At 68.3% G+C, this 23,587-nt stretch carries 24 protein-coding genes; 16 read left to right on the top strand and 8 right to left on the bottom strand.

Going from position 1 to position 23,587, the window contains the following annotated elements; translation table 11 throughout:
* Positions 1-50: 50 nt before the first annotated feature.
* Positions 51-716, bottom strand: a complete 666-nt coding sequence (kstR, locus tag IU476_RS16910) for a cholesterol catabolism transcriptional regulator KstR (RefSeq protein WP_195101244.1) — start codon at positions 714-716, stop codon at positions 51-53.
* Between the two features lie 144 nt (positions 717-860).
* Between kstR and IU476_RS16905 the strand changes: the two genes are divergently transcribed.
* From IU476_RS16905 to IU476_RS16875, 7 genes are all read left to right on the top strand, one after another.
* Positions 861-3,050: an acyl-CoA dehydrogenase family protein gene (locus IU476_RS16905; protein WP_195101243.1), complete on the top strand. Its 2,190-nt coding sequence runs from the start codon at positions 861-863 to the stop codon at positions 3,048-3,050.
* 27 nt (positions 3,051-3,077) lie between these two features.
* Positions 3,078-4,244, top strand: coding sequence for an acyl-CoA dehydrogenase family protein (locus IU476_RS16900; protein ID WP_195101242.1), 1,167 nt, complete (start codon positions 3,078-3,080; stop codon positions 4,242-4,244).
* Entirely contained in the window at positions 4,229-5,398 is a 1,170-nt protein-coding gene (locus IU476_RS16895; RefSeq protein ID WP_195101241.1) for an acyl-CoA dehydrogenase family protein, read from the top strand. Before IU476_RS16900 ends, IU476_RS16895 begins: the two co-directional genes overlap by 16 nt.
* 60 nt (positions 5,399-5,458) lie before the next feature.
* Entirely contained in the window at positions 5,459-6,352 is an 894-nt protein-coding gene (locus IU476_RS16890; protein ID WP_195101964.1) for a bifunctional MaoC family dehydratase N-terminal/OB-fold nucleic acid binding domain-containing protein, read from the top strand.
* Positions 6,349-6,765, top strand: coding sequence for a MaoC family dehydratase (locus IU476_RS16885; RefSeq protein ID WP_195101240.1), 417 nt, complete (start codon positions 6,349-6,351; stop codon positions 6,763-6,765). The genes IU476_RS16890 and IU476_RS16885 overlap by 4 nt, the downstream gene beginning before the upstream one ends.
* Positions 6,762-7,937, top strand: a complete 1,176-nt coding sequence (locus tag IU476_RS16880) for a lipid-transfer protein (RefSeq protein ID WP_195101239.1) — start codon at positions 6,762-6,764, stop codon at positions 7,935-7,937. Before IU476_RS16885 ends, IU476_RS16880 begins: the two co-directional genes overlap by 4 nt.
* 65 nt (positions 7,938-8,002) lie before the next feature.
* Positions 8,003-8,392: a hypothetical protein gene (locus IU476_RS16875; RefSeq protein WP_195101237.1), complete on the top strand. Its 390-nt coding sequence runs from the start codon at positions 8,003-8,005 to the stop codon at positions 8,390-8,392.
* Positions 8,393-8,425: 33 nt separating this feature from the next.
* Here IU476_RS16875 and IU476_RS16870 read toward each other — a convergent pair whose 3' ends face one another.
* The 4 genes from IU476_RS16870 to IU476_RS16855 form a co-directional block, all read right to left on the bottom strand.
* A complete protein-coding gene (locus tag IU476_RS16870) occupies positions 8,426-9,490 on the bottom strand; it encodes a hypothetical protein (RefSeq protein WP_195101235.1) in 1,065 nt (354 codons plus the stop codon).
* Positions 9,491-9,521: 31 nt separating this feature from the next.
* Positions 9,522-10,250, bottom strand: coding sequence for a dienelactone hydrolase family protein (locus tag IU476_RS16865; protein ID WP_195101232.1), 729 nt, complete (start codon positions 10,248-10,250; stop codon positions 9,522-9,524).
* A gap of 171 nt (positions 10,251-10,421) precedes the next feature.
* Positions 10,422-11,018: a dihydrofolate reductase family protein gene (locus IU476_RS16860; protein ID WP_195101230.1), complete on the bottom strand. Its 597-nt coding sequence runs from the start codon at positions 11,016-11,018 to the stop codon at positions 10,422-10,424.
* Positions 11,019-11,094: 76 nt separating this feature from the next.
* On the bottom strand, positions 11,095-11,664 hold the full coding sequence (locus tag IU476_RS16855) for a CGNR zinc finger domain-containing protein (RefSeq protein WP_195101228.1): 570 nt from the start codon (positions 11,662-11,664) through the stop codon (positions 11,095-11,097).
* Between the two features lie 82 nt (positions 11,665-11,746).
* Between IU476_RS16855 and IU476_RS16850 the strand changes: the two genes are divergently transcribed.
* Positions 11,747-12,919, top strand: a complete 1,173-nt coding sequence (locus IU476_RS16850; protein ID WP_195101226.1) for an epoxide hydrolase family protein — start codon at positions 11,747-11,749, stop codon at positions 12,917-12,919.
* A gap of 4 nt (positions 12,920-12,923) precedes the next feature.
* Here the strand turns inward: IU476_RS16850 and IU476_RS16845 are convergent, their stop codons facing one another.
* Positions 12,924-13,106 (bottom strand): hypothetical protein, encoded by a 183-nt coding sequence (locus IU476_RS16845; protein ID WP_195101224.1) that lies wholly within the window; start codon positions 13,104-13,106, stop codon positions 12,924-12,926.
* 725 nt (positions 13,107-13,831) lie between these two features.
* Between IU476_RS16845 and IU476_RS16840 the strand changes: the two genes are divergently transcribed.
* From IU476_RS16840 to IU476_RS16805, 8 genes are all read left to right on the top strand, one after another.
* The gene (locus tag IU476_RS16840; RefSeq protein WP_195101222.1) at positions 13,832-14,722 is read left to right on the top strand and encodes a helix-turn-helix domain-containing protein; all 891 of its coding nucleotides are present in this window, start codon (positions 13,832-13,834) and stop codon (positions 14,720-14,722) included.
* Positions 14,719-14,925, top strand: a complete 207-nt coding sequence (locus tag IU476_RS16835) for a DUF397 domain-containing protein (RefSeq protein ID WP_195101220.1) — start codon at positions 14,719-14,721, stop codon at positions 14,923-14,925. The genes IU476_RS16840 and IU476_RS16835 overlap by 4 nt, the downstream gene beginning before the upstream one ends.
* Before the next feature lie 192 nt (positions 14,926-15,117).
* Positions 15,118-16,128 carry a cell division protein ZapE gene (gene zapE, locus IU476_RS16830; protein ID WP_324194095.1) on the top strand — a complete coding sequence of 337 codons (1,011 nt, stop codon included), beginning with the start codon at positions 15,118-15,120 and terminating at the stop codon, positions 16,126-16,128.
* Between the two features lie 207 nt (positions 16,129-16,335).
* Entirely contained in the window at positions 16,336-17,277 is a 942-nt protein-coding gene (locus tag IU476_RS16825; RefSeq protein WP_324194094.1) for a DUF4129 domain-containing protein, read from the top strand.
* Entirely contained in the window at positions 17,274-17,801 is a 528-nt protein-coding gene (locus tag IU476_RS16820) for a hypothetical protein (protein WP_195101216.1), read from the top strand. The genes IU476_RS16825 and IU476_RS16820 overlap by 4 nt, the downstream gene beginning before the upstream one ends.
* 37 nt (positions 17,802-17,838) lie before the next feature.
* On the top strand, positions 17,839-18,801 hold the full coding sequence (locus tag IU476_RS16815; protein ID WP_195101213.1) for an AAA family ATPase: 963 nt from the start codon (positions 17,839-17,841) through the stop codon (positions 18,799-18,801).
* Positions 18,798-20,072, top strand: a complete 1,275-nt coding sequence (locus IU476_RS16810) for a DUF58 domain-containing protein (RefSeq protein ID WP_195101211.1) — start codon at positions 18,798-18,800, stop codon at positions 20,070-20,072. The genes IU476_RS16815 and IU476_RS16810 overlap by 4 nt, the downstream gene beginning before the upstream one ends.
* Positions 20,069-20,512, top strand: a complete 444-nt coding sequence (locus IU476_RS16805; protein ID WP_195101210.1) for a hypothetical protein — start codon at positions 20,069-20,071, stop codon at positions 20,510-20,512. The genes IU476_RS16810 and IU476_RS16805 overlap by 4 nt, the downstream gene beginning before the upstream one ends.
* Positions 20,513-20,932: 420 nt before the next feature.
* Here the strand turns inward: IU476_RS16805 and chsH3 are convergent, their stop codons facing one another.
* Complete coding sequence (chsH3, locus tag IU476_RS16800; RefSeq protein WP_195101209.1) at positions 20,933-21,796, bottom strand: enoyl-CoA hydratase ChsH3; 864 nt, start codon at positions 21,794-21,796, stop codon at positions 20,933-20,935.
* Positions 21,797-21,850: 54 nt separating this feature from the next.
* Positions 21,851-23,563, bottom strand: coding sequence for a 3-oxosteroid 1-dehydrogenase (gene kstD, locus IU476_RS16795; protein WP_438944023.1), 1,713 nt, complete (start codon positions 23,561-23,563; stop codon positions 21,851-21,853).
* Positions 23,564-23,587: the final 24 nt, after the last annotated feature.

The following is a 23,587-nucleotide window of genomic DNA, read 5'->3' as shown; positions in this document are numbered from 1 at the left end:
GGTCTCCTGCCGTACGTTAGCTGGCTTGCCACGCGGAACGGTCCGCAAACCTAGCCGGATTCGCCACTCAGCAGCAGGTCAACGGTCAGCTCGAGACGTTCTGTGACGTCGGTCGCGGAGGCCCGCCGAGTCAGCCAGGCGACCAGGTTCGACAGCCACACGTCACTGATGACGCGCGCGATGGCGAGATCGCGCTCCGAGGACTCCTCCTCGTCGTTCATCGCGCGGGCGAAGAACCGGTCCATCACCCGTCCGACCCGGTCGACCTCGGCGGCCGCGGAGGCGTCGGCGAACATGAACGCCCGCGTCATCGCCTCGGTCAGCAGCGGGTCGCGCTGCATGGCCCGGGTGACCTGGGTGAGCAGCAGGTGCATGCGCTCGCGCGGGGTCTGGCCGGCCAGCGGCTTGCGTTTGCTGTCGAACTGTTCGAACTCCCGGGCCAGGGCCGACACCAGCAGGTGCACCTTGGACGGGAAGTACCGGTACAGCGTGCCGACCGCGACGTCCGCGCGTTCGGCGACCGCACGCATCTGCACCGCGTCGTAGCCGCCCTTCGAGGCCAGCGCGAGGGTGGCGTCGAGGATCCGCTTGCGGCGTTCGCGCTGGGCGGAGGAGCTGAGTTCGTCCTCGCTGAGCGTGGTCACCGGTGTGGCACGCGGGCGGGTTCCGTTCCGCGCCCCCGAGTCGCCTGACTGCTCTCGGGAGGGACTGGCCATTGGTGAAAGTCCTTTCCTGCAAACGTCGTTGTCGCGCCTGTGCCGTGGGTGCTGCGTAGGCGAACGGTGTCTTGACTTCCGCCCGACGAGGATATTAGAACATGTTCTAGGTGTGGGAGTCACGCCGGAGAGGCGGGAGGCAGTGTGACCATCGCCACCACTGACGAGCATAAAGCCGTTCAGGAGTCGATGCGCGGATGGGCGGCGGCGGTCCGCCCGATTGCAACAATGCGCGACGGGACGCCTGGGTACTGGCGGGAATTCTGGCCGGGCCTGGTGGGTCTCGGCATCTTCCGCGTCGCGGTCGACGAGGCCGCCGGGGGTGCCGGAGGTTCCGTCGGCGACCTGGCCGTGTTGGTCGAACAGGCGGCGCACGATCTGGTGGGCGGGCCGGTGTCGGCAACCGCGCTCGCCGGCCTCGTTACCGGCGGGGTGCTGGACGAGGATACGCCCTGCGGGGTCGCGTTGGGCGACCCGGTTGCGGTGGCGGACAACACAACCGGCGACCTCGCACTGACCGGAGACTGGGAGACGGTGCTCGGCGCGGCCGCCGGCACGGCCGTGCTGCTGCCGATCGAGGTGCCGTCCACCGCATCGGATTCCGGTGCGCGGCGGCGGTGGTGCCTGGTCGACGCGGATGCCGAGGGCTTGCGCGTCGAGGAGCTGCCGCCGCTGGACACGAGCACGCCGCTGGCCCGGGTGCACTGCGCGAACGTGCGCGTCGCGCCCGAACGAATCTTCGCGCCCCCCTACGCGGTAGGGGATCTCGTCGCGACCCTGGTGGCCGCCGAACTGGCCGGCATCGCCGGCTGGTGCCTCGAGACGGCGACCGAATACGCCAAGGTGCGCGAGCAGTTCGGCCGCCGGATCGGCGAGTTCCAGGCCGTCAAGCACCTCTGCGCGTGGATGCTGTGCCGCGCCGAGCTGATTCGCGCGGTCGCCGCCGACGCCGCGACCGCCGTGGACAACCGCAGCGAGGAACTGCCGCTGGCCGCCGCGATCGCGCTGTCCATCGCCCTGGACGCGGCGGTGGAGACCGCCAAGGACTGCATCCAGGTGCTCGGCGGCATCGGCTTCACCTGGGAACACGACGCGCACCTGTACCTGCGGCGGGCGGTGGCGCTGCGCCAGCTGCTCGGCGGCGGCGCGGTGTGGCGGGCCCGGGTCACCGAGCTGGTGCGGGCCGGACACCGGCGCACCGTGGGCCTGGATCTCGGCTTCGGCGAGGACGCGGCCACCGACAGCGCGGCATGGGAAGCGCTGGGGCTGGACGCGGCCGGTGCCGCCGAACTCGCCGCGGACCTGGCCCGGATCGCGGCGCTGCCGACCGAGCAACAGCGCGCGGCACTGGTCGACACCGGCCTGCTCGCGCCGCACTGGCCGCCGCCCTACGGCCGCGGGGCCGGCCCGATCCTGCGCACGCTGATCGACGAGCAGGTGCGCGCCGCCGGAATTACGGTGCCGGACATTCAGATCGGCAATTGGGCGGTGCCCACGCTGCTGCAGCACGGCACGCCCGAGCAGATCGAGCGTTTCGTGGGTCCGACGCAGCGCGGCGAGGTGATCTGGTGCCAATTGTTCAGCGAACCGGAGGCCGGTTCGGATCTGGCCGCGTTGCGCACCACCGCGACTCGCGTCGAGGGCGGCTGGACGCTGCGCGGGCAAAAGGTCTGGACCTCGCTGGCTAATGTGGCGAACTGGGCGATCTGCCTGGCCCGCACCGACGCGAGTGTGCCGAAACATCGCGGGATCAGTTACTTCCTGGTCGATATGAGCAGTCCCGGGATCGATATTCGCCCGCTGGTGCAGATCACCGGTGAGGCGAAATTCTCCGAGGTGTTCCTCGACGAGGTGTTCGTCCCCGACGACTGCCTGGTCGGCGAGCTGGGCGCGGGCTGGAAGATCGCCCGTTCCACGCTGTCGGCCGAGCGAGTCGCCATGGGCGGCAGCGGGATCGGGGCCGAACTGGAGCGGTTGATCGCCACCGCGCCGACGACGGGGCCCGGTGCCGAATTGATTGCCGACCGGCTCGGCGCACTCGTCTCCGATTCGGTCGCTGGATTATTGCTGGAAACCAGGGCGGCGCAACGAATGCTGGCCGGAATCGATCCCGGACCGCAGAGCAGCGTGCGCAAACTGGTCGGTGTCCGCCATCGTCAGGCGGTTGCGGAATTTGCCGTGGAACTCGCGGGTGTGGCAGGCGCTCAGGAATCGGAAGTGGTGAAAGAATTCCTGCTGACACGCTGTTTATCGATCGCGGGAGGTACCGAGCAGATCCTGTTGACCGTGGCCGGCGAACGGATTCTCGGGCTCCCGCGCGACTCGCACGGCTAAGTCCACATCTCACACGGGAGCATTGCATTGGACTTCAACAGGGACGAGAGCCAGGACGCTGTCGCCGAGGTTGTCGTAAGTTTGCTGGAACGCGACGCCGCGCGCGATATCGAACTCTGGCCCAAGCTCGTCGACAGCGGCCTGCTGACGGTCGCGCTGCCGGAACGACACGGCGGCGACGGCATGGGGCTGCTGGAGATCTCGGCCATGCTCACCGAGCTGGCCACCGACGCCGTGCAGGTCCCGGCGCTCGCGACCCTCGGCCTCGGGGTGCTGCCGCTGCTGGCCTCGGCGCCGGACGCCTTGGCGGACAAGATCTTCCCGGCCGTCGCGGAGGGCGCGGTGCTGACCGCGGCCCTGCACGAGCCGGGCGCGCCGTTCGCCGTGAAGCCGGAGACGGTCGCCGAGCCGGACGGTGACGTGGTGCGGATCAGCGGCCGCAAGGTGGCCGTGCCCTACGCCGACCGCGCCCGGTGGCTGCTGGTGCCGACCGACTCCGGGATCGCGGTGGTGGAGTCCGGCACGCCGGGCCTCACCGTGCGGGAGTCGCCCGCCTCCACCGGCGCGCCGGAGTCCTCGGTGTACCTGGAGCGGGTCGAGATTCCCGACGCCCACCTGCTGCCCGACGGCCTCGACGACCTGCACCGCTACGCGCTGGCGTCGATCGGCTCGGTCGCGGACGGCCTGCTCAAGGGCGTGCTGGCGCTGACCGCCGAGCACCTGCGGACCCGCCGCCAGTTCGGCCGCCCGCTGGCGGAGTTCCAGGCGGTGGCGCAGCAGATCGCCGACGTCTACGTCGTCTCGCGGACGCTGCACGCGGCCGCCGTGTCCGCCAACTGGGCACTGGCGCAACAAATCGGCCGCGGCCCGGCTCGGTCCCGGACTGACGGAGCGGGGGAGCGAAGCGGAGGAGCGGAGGAGGGAAGGACCGAGCCTTCGGGGGCCGCGGCACGCGACGCCGGAGGCGGCGCAGACAAGCACCGCATCGATGATGACCTCGATGTGCTCGCCTACTGCGTGGCCGCGGACCTGCCCGCGGCCATGCAGAAGTGTCACCACCTGCACGGCGGCATCGGCGTGGACGTGACCCACCCGCTGCACCGCTACTACTCACAGGCCAAGGACATCGCCCGCTGGCTCGGCGGCGCGTCGTTCCGGCTCGATCGTTTGGGAGCCAGATGTTCATCGACCTGACGGCCGAGCAGCGCCGTCTCCGTGACGAATTGCGTACCTACTTCGCCGATCTGGTGACGCCCGAGGAGGCAGCCGAGATGTCGGTGAACCGGCACGGCGACGCCTACCGCGCGGTGGTGCGGCGCATGGGCCGCGACGGCCGGCTCGGCGTGGGCTGGCCGAAAGAGTATGGGGGACAGGGCTTCGGCCCGGTCGAACAGCAGATCTTCTACAACGAGGCGGCGCGGGCGGACGTGCCGCTGCCGCTGGTGACGCTGATGACCGTCGGCCCGACCCTGCAGCAGTTCGGCACCGAGGAGCAGAAGAAGAAGTTCCTGCCCGCGATCCTCTCCGGCGACGTGCATTTCGCGATCGGCTACTCCGAGCCGGAGGCGGGCACCGACCTTGCGAGCCTGCGCACCAGCGCGGTCCGCGACGCGAACGGCGACTGGATCGTCAACGGGCAGAAGGTGTTCACCACCGGCGCGCACGAGGCCGACTACATCTGGCTGGCCTGCCGCACCGGGACGGTGGAGTCGCGGCATCGCGGCATCACGATCCTGATCGTGGACACCGAGGACCCGGGCTACTCGTGGACGCCGATCATCACCTGCGACGGCGCGCACCACACCAACGCCACGTATTTCGACAACGTGCGGGTGCCCGCGGAAATGCTTGTGGGCGAAGAGAACCGCGGCTGGAAGCTGATCACCACCCAGCTCAATCACGAGCGGGTGAGCCTGGGCCCGTCCGGCAAGATCGAGCAGCTCTACGACCGCGCGCACGACTGGGCGCAGCGCCAGGGCGTGCTCGGCGAGCCGGACGTGCGACGGTCGCTGGGTCGCATGCACGCCATGGTCCGGCTCAACGAACTGCTGAACTGGCAGGTCGCCGCGAACGCCGACCACGCCGCCGACGACCCGAACGGAGTGATCGCGGACGCCTCGGCGACCAAGGTCTATTCGACCGAAGCGTTGCAGGAGGCCGGCCGGCTGGCCGAGGAGATCGTCGGACGCTACGGCGATCCCGCCGACGAGGCCACCGGCGAACTGCTGGGCTGGCTGGACCGCCGCACCAAACAGAACCTGGTGGTGACCTTCGGCGGCGGCGTCAACGAGGTCATGCGTGAACTCATCGCCACCGCCGGACTGAACCTGCCGCGCGTACCGAGATAGGAGTTTCCAGTGCCGGAAACCGTGACAGCGGACGAGATCGTCGCCGCCGGGGAACGGATCATGCGGGCGGGGGAGTGCGCGCCGCGGGTGGCGCGCGATCCGGTCAACCAGCCCATGATCAACAACTGGGTGGAGGCGATCGGCGACGCCAACCCGATCTACGTCGACGAGGAAGCCGCCAAGGCCGCCGGTCATCCCGGCATCGTCGCACCGCCCGCCATGGCGCAGGTGTGGACGATGCCCGGGCTGCACGGCGCGCGTCCCGCCGACGATCCGATGAACGCGGTCAACGACCTGCTCGACGCCGCGGGCTACACGTCGGTGGTGGCGACCAACTGCGAGCAGACCTACCACCGGTATCTGACGGTCGGCGAGCGGGTCGAGGCCCGCACGCGGCTGCGAGATCTGGTGGGGCCCAAGCGCACCGCGCTCGGCGAGGGCTGGTTCGCGACCTACATCCTGACCTGGTACGTCGGCGACGAAGCGGTCACCGAGATGGCGTTCCGGATGTTGAAGTTCGCGCCGGGCACGGCGAAACCGGCTCCGCCGCAGAACGATCCGAGCAAGCGGGCGCGGCCGACCATCTCCCAGGACACCGAATTCTTCTGGGCGGGAGCGAAAGCGGGTGAACTGCGGATTCAGCGGCTGCCAGACGGCACGCTGCGGCATCCGCCGGTGCCCGCGCTGTGGGCGGACAAGGACGCGCCGCCGGACTACGTGGTGGCGTCGGGGCGCGGGACCGTTTTCAGCTACGTCGTGCACCACGCGCCGAAAGTGCCTGGGCGGCAACTGCCCTACGTGGTGGCGCTGGTCGAACTCGAGGAAGGCGTGCGGGTGCTCGGTGAGCTGCGCGGCGTGGCGCCCGACGAGGTGCGGATCGGACAGCCGGTCGAGGTGGCGTTCGAACAGCTCGACGACGACAACACCGTGCCGTACTGGAAGGTGAGCGCATGACCGCGACAGTGGAGCCGGGTGCGGTGCGGGTCGGAACCACCCTGCCCGAGTTGGCCGTTCACGCCGATCCCACCTTCGTGATCAGCACGGCCCTGGCCACCAGGGACTTCCAGGACGTGCACCACGACCGGGACAAGGCCGTCGAGCGCGGCTCGAAGGACATCTTCGTCAACATACTCACCGACACCGGGCTGGTGCAGCGGTTCGTGACCGACTGGGCCGGGCCCGGGGCGATCGTGAAGTCGCTCGCGCTGCGGCTGGGCGTGCCGCTCTACGCCGGCGACACCCTCACCCTGACCGGCACCGTGACCGCGGTCGAGGGCGACGAGATCCACATCGACGTGGTCGGCCGGGACAGCCTCGGCGATCACATCACGGCGAAAGCCGTTATCGCAGTGCAGGAGACGGCGTGAGCAACTCACTCAGCGGGAAGGCCGCGATCGTCGGCATCGGCGCCACCGACTTCTCCAAGGAGTCCGGGCGCAGCGAGCTGCGGCTGGCGGCGGAGGCGGTCACGGCCGCGCTGCACGACGCCGGTCTGAAGCCGGCGGACGTGGACGGGCTGACCACCTTCACCATGGACACCAACACCCAGGCCGCGGTGGCCCGGGCGGCGGGCATCCCGAGCCTGAAGTTCTTCAGCAACATCCCGTTCGGGGGCGGCGCGGCGTGCGCGACGGTGCAGCAGGCGGCCATGGCCGTCGCGACCGGGGTCGCCGACGTGGTGGTCGCCTACCGCGCCTTCAACGAGCGCTCGGGGCATCGCTTCGGTCAGTTCGCCACGCACTTGGCCTCGGCCGCAACGTCTTCCGGTGTCGACGCCGCGTGGGCGTACCCGCAGGGCCTGGGCACCCCGGCCGCGCAGGTCGCCATGGTCGCCCGGCGGTACATGCACGTATACGGTGCTACCAGTGCGGATTTCGGCGCGATCGCGGTGGCCGACCGCAAGCACGCCGCGGTGAATCCGGCGGCGCATTTCTACGGCAAGCCGATCACCCTGGAGGAGCACCAGAATTCGCGCTGGATCGCCGAGCCGCTGCACCTGCTGGACTGCTGCCAGGAGACCGACGGCGGCGTGGCGATCGTCGTCACCAGCGTCGAGCGGGCCCGCGACCTGCCGCAGCCCGCGGCCGTGATCGCCGCTGCCGCACAGGGTTCCGGCGCGGACCAGTACGTCATGACCAGCTACTACCGCGACGCCATGACGGGCCTGCCCGAAATGGGCCTGGTCGGCGACCAGCTCTGGTCCCAGAGCGGCCTGCGCCCCGACGACATGCAGGCCGCCATCCTCTACGACCACTTCACCCCGTTCGTGCTCATGCAGCTCGAGGAACTCGGCTTCTGCGCCCGCGGCGAGGCCAAGGACTTCATCGCCGACGGGGCCGTCGAAATCGGCGGCCGCCTGCCGCTGAATACGCACGGCGGTCAGCTCGGCGAGGCCTATATCCACGGCATGAACGGCATCGCCGAGGGCGTCCGCCAAATTCGCGGCACCTCGGTGAATCAGGTGGAGGGATTGCGGAACATCGCCGTCACCGCCGGAACGGGCGTGCCGACTTCGGGATTGGTGCTGACCGCCGCCTGAAATCGCTTCCGAACGGTAGGGTGGGTCGCCCACAGCTCGTTTCGGCCACAGATGCGGAGACCCGGATGGCAATCATGAGGTGGCGAACCCTCGGCACGGCGGCGCTCCTCGCGGGCGCGGCGACCATGTCCGCCCTCGCGGCGGGCCCCGCCGCGGCCGAGCCGCAGGATTGCACGCTGGACCGGTGGTGGAGCGGCGCCTCGGCCCATTGCGGCGGCGACGGCACCTACATCCTGGAAGTCGACTGTTTCGGCATCAGCGTCTCCGCCGGGCAACCGCTCGGGCCGTACTACAAATCGGTCACCGGCTACACCGACCCGTCCCGCGACCCGATCTTCACCTCACCGCGCCGGGACTGCATGAACCCCTTGACGCTCGGGCAGATCGGCATCGCGACCGACGCGCGTATCACCCAGGTACCAACCCGCCCCGCGCCGTCGAACGCCTACGAATAGCGTTCTGATTTCCGGTCGACTACGCGGTCGGCATCAGTCGAACGTGGCGTGGCCGCGTACGGGGATGTGATCGCTCCAGTCGCTGTGGGTGATCGCGCCGCCGATGTCACGGGCGCGGTTGACGGACACCATCACATGGTCGTTCTGTCGCGTCGGTTTTCCCGGGCAGTGCGCGGCGATGTCCTTGCGGGACCACCTCGTCCACTGGGTGGTGTGGCAATCGGGGTTCGGGAACGTGTTTCCGCGCACGGTGTGTTCGAAGAGCCCGCCGGTGTGCTGGACCATCGCGTCGGCGTCGAGGTAGGTGTCGCCCATGAATGCGACGGCTGCGCCGCGTCGGACCGCGGGGAAAAGATGTTCGTCGGCGATCTGATCCATCTGTACGAACTTCAGGTCGCCCCCGAACAGGTGCGCGGAGCACACTTCGAGCCGGGGTGCGGAATCGCCGCGCGCGGTACCGCAGATGACCCAGCGCTGTTCGTTGCGTAGCTGATCACTTTTGCCGCGGTCGACGATCGGGTTCAGCTTGGATTCGTCGAACCTGAGGTCGGTGCCACGAATGAACAGTGCGAGGCCGTAACGATGCCCGTCGCACCAGTCGTCCTTGTGACCGTTCGGCAGCGTCTGGGGCGCGGGCAGGATCTCCGAGAAGTGCCCGGTGTAGTTGCCGCCCCGCGCGTTGATGTCCCAATAGATTTCGGCGAATTGGTTCTCGCATACCTCGTTGAGTGACACCGCCGTCGGCCAGTTGTTCGTGATCGAGTCACGCACGGCCGGGACGATGAAATCGCTGTGGCCACCGTGGTTCATATTCCCGGCCATGTTGAAGTGGAAGAACGTGTACTGGGTTGCGGCCGCGGCGGGTGTCGTCGGCAACAACGCGAACGCCGCCGCCAGGACGGAGATGCCGGTCAGTGCGAACCATCGCGTGCGGGCGACAGCGCGGAGGTGTGCCGCCAGGACAGAAGTGTCGCGCAAGATCCTCATCTGCTGCTCCCGTCGAGAGCGGTCGTGACCTTGAAATGGCTTGTGGGGCAGGCTTTTCAAGCGTGTCGCACGCGCGGTGGGAACGCAAGGACCCGCCCGGCCGGGCGGCACCGCCTGTGGGGCGGTGCCGCCGCGGTCGGGTCTACTTCAGGTGCCGGACGAAGAAATTGTTCGCGGCGTCGCCCGCGGATTGCGGGACGCCGGTGTGGCCGCCCATATTGGCGTTCAGCGTCTTCTCCTGGGAGCCGAAGGCGTCGAACAGGTCCAGGGCCAGTTGGCGGTCGTTTCCTTCGTCGTCCCATTGCAGTAGGACGTGCAACGGGATGGTGATTCGCCTGGCCTCGTCGAACATGCTGCGGGGCACGTAACTTCCGGCGAAGAGCACGGCGGCCGCGATGCGGGGGTCGACCGCCGCCAGCCGGATGCCGATGGCGATCACCCCGCCCGAATACCCCACGGGGCCTTTTATTTCGGGCAATGTCAGGAGGGCGTCCAGAGTGGTTTGCCATTCCGGGACGGCCTTGTCGACCAGCGGTAGGACCAGCCGTTCGACGATCTCGTCGTCGACCGGCCCGCCGGCCTCGACCGCCCGGACCAGGTCGGCGCGGGCCTGTTCGGCGGCGGCGGACCGCGGCCGGTCACCGCTTCCCGGGAGGTCGATGGTCGCCGAGGCGAAGCCCTCCGCCGCGGCGTACCGCGCCCGTGCCCGCAGCCGGGGAGACATCTTGGCCGGGCCGCCGGGTTGGCCCATGAGGATCAGCGGTGTCGGCTCGGCGGATTCGGGCGTCCACAGGGTGCCGGGAATCTCGCCGAGGGTGAATTCGCGTTCGAGGACGCCGTCGTCGAGGCGTTGTTCGGTAATGAATCGCACAGTCGTGCCTTTCGGGAGTGCTGTTGAACGGCGCTCCCGGACGACGACCTATCGCCCGACCGTGACCCCTGAGGGGAGCACCCATGTCGAAACGTTCACGGGTACCACCTCCTCGTTCTCTCGCACGGTCCCAGGAAAAGTAGCAACGGTCGTCGCGGGCGTCAAAGGGTTTTACGGAGCGGGCTCGCGAGTCGTCTCGTGGTCGCGCACGGCTTCGAACCGGAGCAGCACCTGACCCGTCGTGGCGAAGGTGCGGTTCTCCACCAGTTTCAGCCGCACCCACTTCTCCAGCGTGGGGAAGAACGGAGTGCCGCCCCCGACCGCGACCGGAGTGACCATTACCAGGAATTCGTCTATCAGCCCGGCCTGGACCAGGGGTGCGGCCAGCGTCGCACCGGCCACGTCCAGCAGGCCGTCGGTCTCGGCCTTCAGTTTCCGCGCGACCTCGACCACATCGCCCCGCTCCAGCCGCGAGTTCCAGTCGACCGACGAAAGCGTCCGCGAGAAAACCACTTTCGGCATCGCGCACCACAATCGCGCGAACTCCGCCTCCACGGGCCCGATCTCCGGATCCTGCTCGGCCGTCGGCCAGAACGCCGACATCAGCTCGTACAACTTGCGCCCGTACAGCGACACCGCGGTGTCGCGGACCCGGTCGTTCCAGAACTGATGCACCTCCTCGTCCGGACCGACCCAGGGCAACTCGCCCTTCCCGTCGACGATGTACCCGTCCACCGAGATATTCATCCCGTACGTCAAAGTGCCCATGGCAGAACAGACTGCCCGGGCGTCCGGAATTCATCGCGAGTCGGCGATTCCCGTGCTCCCCGAATCCTGAGCGTGGTCAGCCGACCGCGTTCTTGCGGTGGGTGGCGTTGAAGCGGGCCTTCTTCTGGCGGTTTCCGCACGTGTTCATGTCACACCATTTGCGGGTGCGGCTCTGGCTGGTGTCGAAGAAGGCGGCTCGGCAGGTCGGCGAGGCGCACAGGGCCAATCGTCCGTCGCGTTCGCCCGCGAGGATGGCGATCGCGTCGGCGGCGATCACGCCCAGGGCGTCTTCTACGCGGGAAGGCGAGCTGAGACGCCATTGTCGGGTGCCCTCGGGAGTCAGGACGGCCGCGGCTCGGCCCTTCGTACTGCATTCGTTGATGACGCGGACAGCGGCCGCGGGGAGAGGGTCCTGAATTGCGGCCGCTGTCGCGGCGGCGTGAATCGCTTCCCGCAATTCCCGGGCGCGTTCGAGTTGCGCGGCGGTGCAGGACGCGACGGTCAGGCCGCTCACCGCCAGCCAGTCGACGAGTCGCTGCGGCGTGGGGATGCGTTCCACGGCGTCGCCGCGGCGCTCCGTCAGCGTCGCAGTGAAGCTGGTCGCCAGCACGCTGCCGAGGCGGAAGTCGGGGAACTCAGCAGGCATGGAACCACCTTAGCTGGTTGCGGGCTGTCGGGGCGACGTGTTAGAACCGTCTTAGCCGGTTCGCAATAGATCAGGAGTTCCCATGGCCCCCTCGACCAGCGACGTGCGCGCATTCGAAGCCCACGCATCCGACGCCGACCTCGACGATTTACGCGCCCGATTGGCTTCGGCGCGGCTCCCGGAGGCGGAGACGGTCTACCGCGCCGCGCCCGACCCGCGCCGGTGGGACCAGGGCGTTCCCCTCGCCGATCTGGTCGACGTCGTGAATTACTGGCGGACCGAATACAACTGGCGGTCCTTCGAGGAGCGCCTCAACCGAATCGGCCAATTCCGTACGACCATCGACGGATTGGGCATCCACTTCCTGCACCGCCGATCCACCCGCGCGGACGCCGTTCCGCTGATCCTCACGCACGGCTGGCCGGACAGCATCGTCCGGTTCATCGACGTAATGGACGAGCTGGCAGATCCGAAAGACGCAGCCGCCCCGGCGTTCCACGTCGTGGTGCCGTCGCTGCCGGGTTTCGGTTACAGCGACAAACCGGCCACCACCGGGTGGGGAACCGAAAAGATCGCGGCCACCTGGGTGGAACTGATGGGACGGCTCGGGTATCGCAAGTTCGTCGCCCACGGCGGCGACTGGGGCGGCAATATCACCACGGTCCTCGGCGGCAGATTCCCGTCGCACGTTCTCGGCATCCACACCACGTTCGCGGAAGCGCCGCCCGGATTGTCGACGGACGGACTGACCGCCGCCGAGCTGGAATGGATCGAGGAAACCCGCCATTTCTGGCGCCACCGAGCGGCCTACGCGAAACAGCAGGCCACCCGCCCCCAAACCATCGGCTACGCCCTCGTCGACTCCCCGATCGGCCTACTCGCCTGGATCCTCGACAAGTTCGCCGAGTGGAGCGACACCGAAGACACCCCATTCGAAACAATCTCCAAAGACCGCATCCTCGACGACGTAACCCTCTATTGGCTCACCCGCACCGGCGCCTCAGCGGCCCGCCTCTACTACGAAAGCCACAACTCCCTCGACCCCGACCTCCGAGTCGAAGTCCCCTCCGCCCTCACCATGTACCCCCACGACGTCGAAAAGTGTCCTCGCCCATGGGCTCAACACCGATACCTCGACATCGTCCACTGGAGCACCCCCGAATCCGGCGGCCATTTCCCCTCCCTCGAGGCCCCGCAGTTCTTCGTCGAGGACCTACAACAAGGCCTCGCGGCAGTCCTGGCCAGCAACCACTGACCGGCTACGTATCGAGCCACTGGCGGATTTGGTCGAGGTGGGGGGAGGTGAAGAGGGGTTCGCCGTCTTCGGCGTCGAGGAGGGTCCAGGTGTGGGGTGGGGTGGGGGTGCGGGTCAGGCAGTAGCCGGCGTGGGTGGCTCGGGTGATGAGTCGGTGGATGTGGAGGGGGATGGGGGAAGTTGTCATTGGTCTTTCCAGAGTTGTTGGGGGCGGGTGGAATCCGGGCTCATGCGTCCGGCTGTGACCAATGTGCGGAAGGCGGCGCGTTTGCGGGGGCAGGTGTGGTCGCGGTGTAGGCGCATGGCTTCGTGAGCGTCGGGGAGTGAGAGAGGTTCGGTCGGGTGGCCGCATGTCCATGCCTTCGGCCATTCGAAAGAGCTTGGGCGGGTGAGGATTTCGGTATTCCGCGTGTGGTCCGGGGGCCGCGGTTTGCTGATCGGCCAGACGCAGCCCAGCCCGAGCGCCGCGAAGGCCCCGACGCCGACGATGGCGAGGATGCTTTGCGTTATCTGCCACGCATCCAACGCACCTCACCCCTCGCTGCCAGGGTCGGGAAACGTCGGCAGTGCCAATCTCGCCAAGGCGTCGAGGACCTGGTGGAGAGTCGGCAAGTCCGGTGCGTCCTCGGTAATGCGCGGTGTGCTGAGGAGCGGGTCACCGTCCACAGTGGTGGACATTGGTTCCGTGATTTTTTCGTGCGGCACGGTCTCTCCCTTGACTCGGTGTGGAGAACTTTCGATATCAGCCGAATGATGTGCGTCAGCACATCACGAGCTATACGATGACCAGCGCGAATCCGGGAATTCCAAACAAAGTCGTTCCAAAGTCCCAGCACGGATCCCGGAGAGGCGTTCAGCGCGTTCCACATTCGAGTCTCCGACCGTTCCGGAAATGCAGGGGGTACAGCGACCGTGATCAGTGAAGAATCCTCATCGACCCTGCCTCGGCGTCAGCTGGGGCGTTTCCTCCGTGAGGCCCGCGAGGCGAAGGGCATGTCGCTCGACCAAGCGGCGAGGTTGGCCGAAGTGAGCAAGAGCGGGCTACACCGCATCGAGACCGCGCAGGTGGTGAAGGTCAAGATCCGTGAGGTCAAGGCCTTGTGCGAGGTTTACGAGGTTCCTGATGCCGACACCGAGCGGGTGATCGAACTTGCCAAGCAAGCGCAGGTCAAAAGCTGGCACACTGCCTTTGGAGGCCTATACGGCGATGCCACTTTCAACATGTATCTCGGTCTGGAAGCGGCTGCTCGCCAGTTGATTTCATACAACGAGATAATTCCAGGACTGTTGCAGACTGCGGACTATGCACGCGCCTTGATCGGCTCGTTCTATCGTGATGACAGCCCAGAGGACCTCGACCGCCGGATACGACTAAGGATGAAGCGTCAGGCGATCGTCACGCGCAAGTTCGAACCGGTGAAACTTGATGTGCTGCTTCATGAATCGGCGCTACATCGAGTTATCGGTAGTCATGCCGTAATGGCGAAGCAGTGCAGGCACCTCGCGGAGATCGGGAAACAGCCGAACATCAGCATTCGTATCCACCCGTACAGTGCTGGCTGTCAGTGGGGACTGTTGCCGGGGCCGTTCACGATATTGGATTTTGGGGCCGACGCCAGGGGAGGAATGATCGAGCCGCCCCTGGTCTACTTCGAGGGTCACGGGAAGCCGGATCTGTATCTAGAGGATGCCGACAGTGTCCGGCGCTACCATGAACTTGCTTCGGCCATACGGAGTGCGTCGCTCGATGAAGTGAAGTCACGAGACCTGCTCAGGCGGGTTGCAAGGGAGTATGAGGCGTGAAGTTCGACCTATCCGGGGCGTCCTGGTTCAAGAGCAGTCACAGCGGTGGTCAGACCGAGTGCGTCGAGGTGGCCTGGTTGCCCAAGGGCGCTGTTGGCGTGCGTGATTCGAAGAACCCCTATGGTCCGGCGCTGGTATTCACTCCCGATGAGTGGAATGCCTTTGTGGGTCGCGCAGTGGATGGTCGGTTCGATCAGGCGTAGTTCGGGGTTGTAGCGGCCCGGCTCCCGGTTGGGGGCCGGGCCGTTTCAGTCTGTTGCCGACCTGGGGGCGATGTGGAGTCCTTCGTGCCCGGGGCCTGTGGGGTGTGGATGTTGTCACCTTCGGGGCCACTTCGTGCCTTGATCCTCTACAAGTGTAGATGGGCTCTGCATGTATAGAGGATGGTGAGGGGTGTGGACGGCGAACTCGTGCTGGACGCTGGGCAGCGGAACGCGGCGGCATGTCTGGCAGCGGTGATACCCCGGCTCGGGCGGCGGTGGCGGCGTCCTCGGGGCGTGTACCTCTACGGCCGTCCCGGGCGGGGCAAGACCATGTTGATGGATCGGTTCTTCGCCGAGGTGCGGTCGAATCGCAAGCGGCGCTTCCACTTTCATGGGTTCTTCGCGCGGTTGCACAGTGCTGTGGCGGAACTGGGGACGATCGGGCGGGCGGTGGACGCGGTGCTCGGGGATGCCGAGTTGGTGTGCTTCGACGAGTTCCATGTGCACGACATCGGGGATGCCATGCTCATCGCGCGGCTGCTCGACGCGTTGTTCGCGCGGGGCGTCGTGCTCGTGGTGACCTCGAACTACGCACCGGACGAGCTGCTGCCGAATCCGCTGTTCCACGAACGGTTCCTGCCGACGATCGAGCGTATTCACGCGCACTTGGACGTGCTGGTTCTCGACGGGCCGCGCGACTACCGGGAGTCGGGTGCGCGGCGGACCGGCTTCGCTTCGGGACGCTATCTCGTCGACGCCGAGTCATCCGATGTGGCGTTCTCCGAGGGCGCGCCGCACCGCGCCGTGTTGCCCGCAGACCTGGCCGCCTCTTCGCCCGGCGACGTGTCCGTACGGATAGCGCACCGGCAAATTCGCGCCCGTGTTGCCGGAAACAACTGCCTTGCAGCGAATTTCGATGAGCTGTGCGGCACCCCGCTCTCGGCCGCCGACTATCTCGAACTCACCACGCGTTACCACCACTGGACGCTCCACAACGTCCCGATACTGCGCACGGTCCCGACCGACCACGTCACCCGCTTCGTCAACCTGGTCGACATCCTCTACGACGCCGACTCCCCGCTCACCGTGCACGCCGCCGCACCCCTGCCCGACCTCGTCCGCGACGTCGCGCGCGTCCCGGATCTGGCCCGGACCGCCAGCCGGCTGGGCGAGTTGCCGTCCGCCGCGCGGCTTGTATTTTAAACAGTGTCCCTTCATAAACCGTTGTGTCGCAGATAAATTGCCGGACGGAAGAATCGTGGATTCTCACAAGGTTTCCCCTATCCGACCTCCCGCGACTGGGACGAACGGAATTCCGTTACCCCGGGTGTCGCCATTTCCGTCCTGACGGACCATTCGGCATGTAACGATGTGGCTGTTTGTGCAGTACCGAGGTTCTGGGAGAGGCCCGTGGGCGTGGTGGGATCGGCGATGCCGCGCGCGATCGGGCTGGTCGCGCTGCTGGCGCTGACCGTGCTCGCGCTGCGCGGATACCTCCCGGGCACCGATGGCCCGCACGCGGTGTCACCGCCGTCGGCGGTCGCGATCGCGCTGATGCCGGTGCTGTGCCTGGTATCGGTGGTCATCCTGCTGGCCGGCGTGATCACCAGTCAGCACCGCCTGCCGCTGGCCATGCCCGACGACGACCGCGACGCCGAACGCGCACCCTGGCAGCTGCGCCGCGTCGGACTGCTGATCGTGGTCGGCCTGGCCGTGCTCGCCGTCTTCGCGGCCCTCGCGTGGCTGGTGTACCTGCTCACCGGCGGCGCAGACACCGAGGTGCAGCCGCAGCCGCCGCCCGCCCGCTCCACCCCGACCGCGATCGTCGAGACGCCGCCGCCGACGCCCCAACCCTTCTCCGGCACACCGCAACTCAGCGGCCGGGCCCTGGTGTTCGTCGGGGCCGGCGCGGCCGCGCTGGTCGGGACCGCGATCGTCGGCCTGGTGGTGGTCGCCGTCGGCACCCGCCGCCGCCCGGTCCCGCAGGCCGTCGCGGCCGAGCCGGTGGCCGCCGAGCCCGCGGTCTCGCTGGCCGACGTCGCGGAGATGGGCCTGGCCGCCATGATCGCCTCGGGCCGCGACGCCCGCACCGCGATCATCGCCTGCTACGTCGCCATGGAAAGTGGCCTGGCCAAGGCCCGCGAGGTCGCGCCACTGATCTCCGACACCCCCTCGGAGGTGCTGGCGCGCGCCTTCGAACGCGGCGCCCTGCACGACGCCTCCGCCCGGGAACTGGTGGCGCTGTTCGAGGAGGCTCGCTTCAGCCCGCACGCGATGCTGGAATGGCAGCGCATGCGAGCCGAACAGCTGTTGCGGATCGTGCTGAACGATTTGCAGGGAGAACGATTATGAACGTGCCCGCCCCGGTCAAGGCGCGGCGCCGGGTGATCACCGGAACCGCCATCGTGGTGATCGTGGCCGTCGAGGCGATCGCGCTCGGCGACCAGCGCGAGGCGCTGCCGCTGCTGGCGGGCGTGCCGGTGCTGATCGCCCTGGGCCTGCTGGTGCGGTCGCTGGCCGAACGGTCGCGCACCCCCGCGCTCGAGGGCCCGGCCGACGACGAGATCGACAACGGCCCCGCGGAGATGTTGCGCCGCTGGCGAGCTCGCGCCCAGATGCTCGCCGAACGCGCCGACGGTTCCCGCGCAGACTGGGATCGATACCTGCGGCCCCTGCTGGCCAAGGAGTTCGAGCTCTCCAGCGGGCACCGCATCGCCAAGAACCGGCGCGCCACCGAAGCCGCCGGTCAGCTGTTGTTCGGCCCGGAACTGTGGCGCTGGGTCGACCCGGCGAATTCGGCTACGCGCGACCACAACACCCGCGCCCCCGGGCGCGCGGCGCTGGACGAGATCCTGCGCCGCCTGCAGTCCATGTGAAAGCTCCGAGACGAGTGCGAGACGAATGAGTTCAAGTATGACGACGCCGATGGACGTGACCGTCAAGCGCACCGAGGCGGTGTTGCGGGAGATCGCGCGCGTCGTGGTGGGCAAACGCGAAGAGCTACAACTGATCATGGTCGCGGTGCTGTCCGGCGGCCACATCCTGATCGAGGACCTACCCGGGCTGGGCAAGACGCTCATCGCCCGATCCTTCGCCGCCGCACTGGGTTTGCAGTTCACCCGCGTGCAGTTCACCCCGGACCTGTTGCCCGCGGACCTGATCGGCTCCACGATCTACGACATGAACTCCGGCCGCTTCAATTTCCGGCGCGGCCCGGTGTTCACCAACATGCTGCTGGCCGACGAGATCAACCGGACGCCGCCCAAGACCCAGGCGGCGCTGCTGGAGGCGATGGCCGAGGGACAGGTCAGCATCGACGGCGAAACCTTCCCGCTGCCACAGCCTTTCATCGTGCTCGCCACCGACAACCCGATCGAGTACGAAGGCACCTACCCGCTGCCCGAGGCGCAGCTGGACCGGTTCGCGCTGCAACTGCGGCTGGGTTACCTGTCCGAGCAGGACGAGACGCAGATGATCCGCCGCCGGCTCGAGCGCGGCGCGGTGCCGCCGCAGGTGGGCCAGGTGGTCGACGCCCAAGGCCTGCTGGAGATGCGGCAGGCCGTCGAATTCGTCACCGTGCACCCGGATGTCGTGACGTACGTGGTGGCGCTGGCCGCCGCCACCCGCAGCCATCCGCAGGTGGAGGTCGGCGCGAGCCCGCGCGCCGAACTGGACCTGGTGCAGATGGCCCGCGCCCGCGCGCTGCTGATGTCGCGCGACTACGTGGTCCCGGAAGACGTGAAGGCCCTGGCGATTCCGGCTATGGCACATCGCATCACGCTGCGGCCGGAGATGTGGGTGCGGCGCATCCGCGGCGAGGACGTCATCGCCGAACTGCTGCGCCGCCTCCCGGTCCCGCGCGCGACGGTCACATGAGGCATCGCGATACCAGCTCGGCCGCCGAAGCCGAACTACGCTGGCGGCCAGCGCCTCTGGTGTACATGCTGGCCGCGGCCGCCGCACCGGCGCTGGCGCTGGCGGTCATGCTGGGCCGCTGGCAGCTGGTCGTGTTCGCCGCGCCCATGCTGGGTGTGCTCGCCACCGCGCCGTGGCAGGTGTCGCGCACCAAGATCCAGGTGGACGGGTCGGGTGTGCTGCGCTGCTTCGAATCCGAGGAGGTGGTGATGGATATCGCCGCCTTCGTCGAGGACGGGCACGCACTGCTGCGCTGCCGCCCCGAGGACGCGCACGGCCTCGAGGTGCGGGTGGAACAGGCCGTCGACTCCGGTCCGGCTCCGGCGGGGCTGCGGCTCGCGCTGTCGACCGGGCGCTGGGGCCGCTATCCGGTCACGGCGCGGGTCACCGCGCTCAGTCCGGCCGGGCTCGCATTGGCGTCGGTCACGCTCCCGGCCGGTGAGGTGTACGTGTACCCGATCGCCGATCCGCAGCGAATGCGGTTGCCGCGCACCGACTATCCCGAACGCATCGGCACGCACCTGACCCGGCGACACGGACCCGGCGTCGAGTACGCCGACATCCGCGCCTACGCCCCGGGCGATCAACTGCGCACGGTGAACTGGCCGGTGAGCGCGCGCCGCGGTCGGCTCTACGTGACCGAGCGGCTCACCAACCGGGCCGCGGATGTCGTTGTGCTGGTGGACACTTCGGAGCAGGCACCCGGCCCGGCCTCGGAGTCGCTGGAGTTGTCGGTGCGCGGCGCGGCGCAGGTGGCGCAGTCGGCGCTGCAGGCCGGTGACCGCACGGCGGTGGTCTGTCTGGGGAAGGTGCCGCGCTGGCTGCGGCCCGACATCGGGCGGCGGCAGTTCTATCGGATCGTCGACACGGTGCTCGAGGTGGGCGAGGAGCACATCCCGACCCAGGGCACGCTGGCCCCGCACGCCGCGGTGCCGCTGGGCGCGATCGTGGTGGCGTTCTCGACGCTGCTGGACACCCAGTTCGCGCTGGCCCTGATCGATCTGCGCAAGCGCGGGCACGTGGTCGTGGTGGTGGACGTGCTGCGCGGCGCGCCGTTCCACGAGGACCTCGATCCCACGCTGGCGCGCATGTGGCAATTGGAGCGGACGTCGATGTATCGCGACATGAGTACCGTCGGGGTCGACATCGTGGCCTGGCCGGAGGACGCGCGACTCGATCAGGTGATGCGGTTGCTGCCCGAGCACCGCCGGTTGGTGCGGGTGAAGCGATGACCAGATTCCTCGCGGTGCTGTCCGGGCTGCTGCTGACCGCGGCCGTGGCGATCGTGCTGCCGTGGGCGGCGCTCGGCACCGGCGCGCTGGTGGTGCTGGGCTGGCGGTTCCGGGTCTTCGCGGTGGCGGCCACGTTCGTGGCGCTGGGCGCGCTGGCCTGGGACGACACCGGTGTCCTGGTCGCGGCGGCCACGGGCATCGTCGCCACCACCTACCTGCTCAACACCGCCACCGTGCACGCGCCGAGCGGGGTCGTGCCGACCACGCTGCCCTCGGTCGCGGGCGCGCTGCTGCTCACCGCCGTCGCGGTCGCCGCGACCCTGGTCCCGGTGAGCGTGGCGTGGGTCCCGCTGGCCGCCCCGATCCTGGTGATCCTGCTGTACGCGCTGGTCATCCAGGGGTTGACGAAGGGGCGTGAGGAGAGCCGCGGCAAGGTCTGACGGGATTGGCCACACCACCGTCATCCCGGCACGCTTTTGGCCGGGATCCATGGGTGGACGGATCCCGGCCAAAAACATGCCGGGATGACGGGGAGACTGCTGGCCGCCTGCTGTGTGACTGGCCACAGCGACCCGTTCCGTGACTGACGCTAAGTACTACGGCTTGTAGTGTCGAGAGTATGTGGGTTATTCCGATCATCGCCGTCGTCTGCTCCGTCGCCATCGCCATCCTGTTCGCGACGGGATTCCCGGACGCCGAGTGACCATTTCCGGCGCGGTGGACCGCCCCGGCGGCAGTCATCCGGCGGATGGGTAGGCCCGGGCATTCGTAGGCGGTGGGGCTCCGGCTCTCATCGCCGGAACCGAGTTCCCGGACTCGGGCAGTGGAAAGTTTCACACCGCCCGAGCCCGGAGTCGTCCTCAGGCGGTGAACGTGAGTTTCACGTCGCCCAGCACCGGCGCGTTCTCGCGTTCGACGACCGTCGCGACGATGGTCAACTCGTTGTTGTCCAACCAGATTCGCGAGCGGATGGTTTCGCCGGGGTAGAGCACGCCCGCGAAGCGGCCGCGGAATCCCGTGACGCGCGCGGCATCCGAGTTCAGCACCGTGTCGGTGGCCGTCTTGCAGACCAGGCCGTAGGTGCACAGGCCGTGCAGGATCGGGTTGGGAAACCCTGCCGCGCGGGCGAATTGGGGATCGGAGTGCAGCGGATTGCGGTCGCCGCACAGGCGGTAGAGCAGCGCCTGCTGCGGCAGTGTCGGCGTGTTGACGTCGAAATCCGGTGCCCGGTCCGGCAATTCGGACTTGGTGCTGGGCCCGCGCTCGCCGCCGAACCCGCCCTCGCCCTTGGCGAAGATCGACGAGCGCGCCGTCCACAGCGGGTCGCCGTCGGAGCCGGTGACCGTGGTCTCCTGCACGATCACCGCGGCCGAGCCCTTGTCCCAGATCTCGCTGATGCGCCCCGTGCCGGTGGCCTTGCCCGAGGGCGGAATCGGCCGGTGCGTGACGATTTCCTGACTGGCGTGCACCACCTTCGCCAGGTCGATCTCCACGCCCGGGAAGCTGACCTTCGGCGGATCGGTCACCCGCAGGGTGTGCGCGACGGTCGCGAACGTCGGTAGCACCTGCGGTTCGCGGTCGTCGAGATAGCGCAGTTCACCCGGGTCGGTCCAGCGGGCGCCCGCGCCCAGGCCCAGGTGGTACAGCTGCACGTCCGACGGGGTCCACGCGAACTCCTGCGTCGGAAGTGCCGCGCCCAGTGCGACTTTCGGATCAATCGGCATTGTTCTCCTCGAGGCCTCCCCGCGCCGCCGCTCCGGCGGCGCTGTCTCCCATCACTACTCGCCCGCGGCGCCGGTCGTCGCCGTTTGCCGCTTCGCGCGCTCGGCGATGTCGAGCACCGCCAGATAGCCGAAGGCGATCGCCGGTCCGATGGTCGCGCCCGGCCCGGCGTAGGTGTGGCCCATGACCGGGGTCGAGCAGTTGCCCGAGGCGTACAGGCCCTCGATCACCGAGCCGTCCTCGCGCAGCACGCGGCCGGCGGTGTCGGCGACCAGGCCGCCCTTGGTGCCGAGGTCGCCGGGGACCATCCTGGCCGCGTAGAACGGGCCCTGCACCAGCGCGGCCAGGCACGGGTTGGGCTTCACCGTCGGGTCGCCGTAGTAGCGGTCGTAGTGGCTGTTGCCGCGGCCGAAGTCCTCGTCCACGCCCTTCTCGGCGAAGCCGTTGAAACGCGCGACGGTCGCGGCCAGATTCTCCGCGGGAACCCCGATCCGCCCGGCCAGTTCCTCGATAGTGTCGGCCTTGACGATGTTGTCGTTCTCCATCCAGCGCGACGGGATGCGCTGCCCGGGCTGCAACGAGGCGAAGATGTAGCGGTTGCGGTAGCGCTGGTCGAACACCAGCCAGGTCGGGATGTTCTCGCCGGGACCCTCGCCCTGCCCGTACTCGCCGCCGTACATGGTGTGCACGGCCTCCACGTAAGGAGCGGACTCGTTCCCGAATCGCTTGCCCTCGGTGTTGACCATGATGGCGCCGGGCAGGTTGCGTTCGGCCAGGGCGAACCAGGGCTTGCCGTTCTTGAAGATGGTCGGCCCCCACCAGGCGTCCTCCATGAAGCCGACCGCGCCGCCCGCCTCCATGCCCGCGACGATCCCGTCGCCGGTGTTGGCGGCCGCGCCGGTGGTCCACTCGGTGGTGATGGGCTGGCGCTGGTACTTGGTGCGCATCTCGGCGTTGTGCTCGAAACCGCCCGCGCCCAGCACCACGCCGTGTCGCGCGGTGAAGGTGACCGGCTTGCCGTTCTCCAGCGCCTCGACGCCGGTGACCACGCCGTTCTCGACGACCAGCTTGGTCATCGGAGTGTTCAGCAGCAGCGGCACGTTCGCGTCCATCAGGCCCTTGCGCATGGCGGCGATGATGGCCTGGCCCATGCCCAGGATGTGCTTGCCGGTCCACTTCGCCCAGTAGGTGCGCGCGCCGACGCGCATGGCCCGCAGCATGCCCTTCGGGTGGCGGCGGATCAGGTTCAGCCGCACGAAGTCGGCCTGCATGACCACGACGTTCAGCGGCGCCTTGGCGTACGGGGGCTCCAGGTTGAAGCGCTCCTCGCCGAGGATCTTGGCGTTGAAGGGCTTGGGTTCGCAGGAACGTCCCGCGCCCAGGCCGCCGCCCGCCTCGGGGTAGTAGTCGGAGTAGCCCGGCACCCACTTGAGCTGCAGGGGCGTGTGATCGAGAACGAAGTCCAGGGCTTCCGCGCCGCGGTCGATGTAGGTGTCGATCCGTTCCTTGGGTACCACGTCGCCGATGATGTTGTGCAGGTAGCGGCGGGCGTCCTCGCGGTCGTCGGGCCGCCCGGACGCCTTGAGCGCCTTGTTGCCGGGAATCCACACGCCGCCGCCGGAGCGCGCGGTGGATCCGCCGTAGTGAGCGGCCTTTTCGATGATCACCGCGCGCAGCCCGTGGTGAGCGGCGGTGAGCGCGGCGGTCATCCCGGCGGCACCGCTGCCGACCACCACCACGTCGTATTCCCGATCAGTCATGTAGAACACGTTATAGAATCGGTCCTGGTTCGG

The sequence above is a fragment of the Nocardia blacklockiae genome (assembly GCF_015477355.1).
Taxonomy (GTDB): domain Bacteria; phylum Actinomycetota; class Actinomycetes; order Mycobacteriales; family Mycobacteriaceae; genus Nocardia; species Nocardia blacklockiae.
The sequence above is the reverse complement of the archived record's forward strand: the minus strand, read 5'-3'. Positions and strand labels throughout refer to the sequence as shown.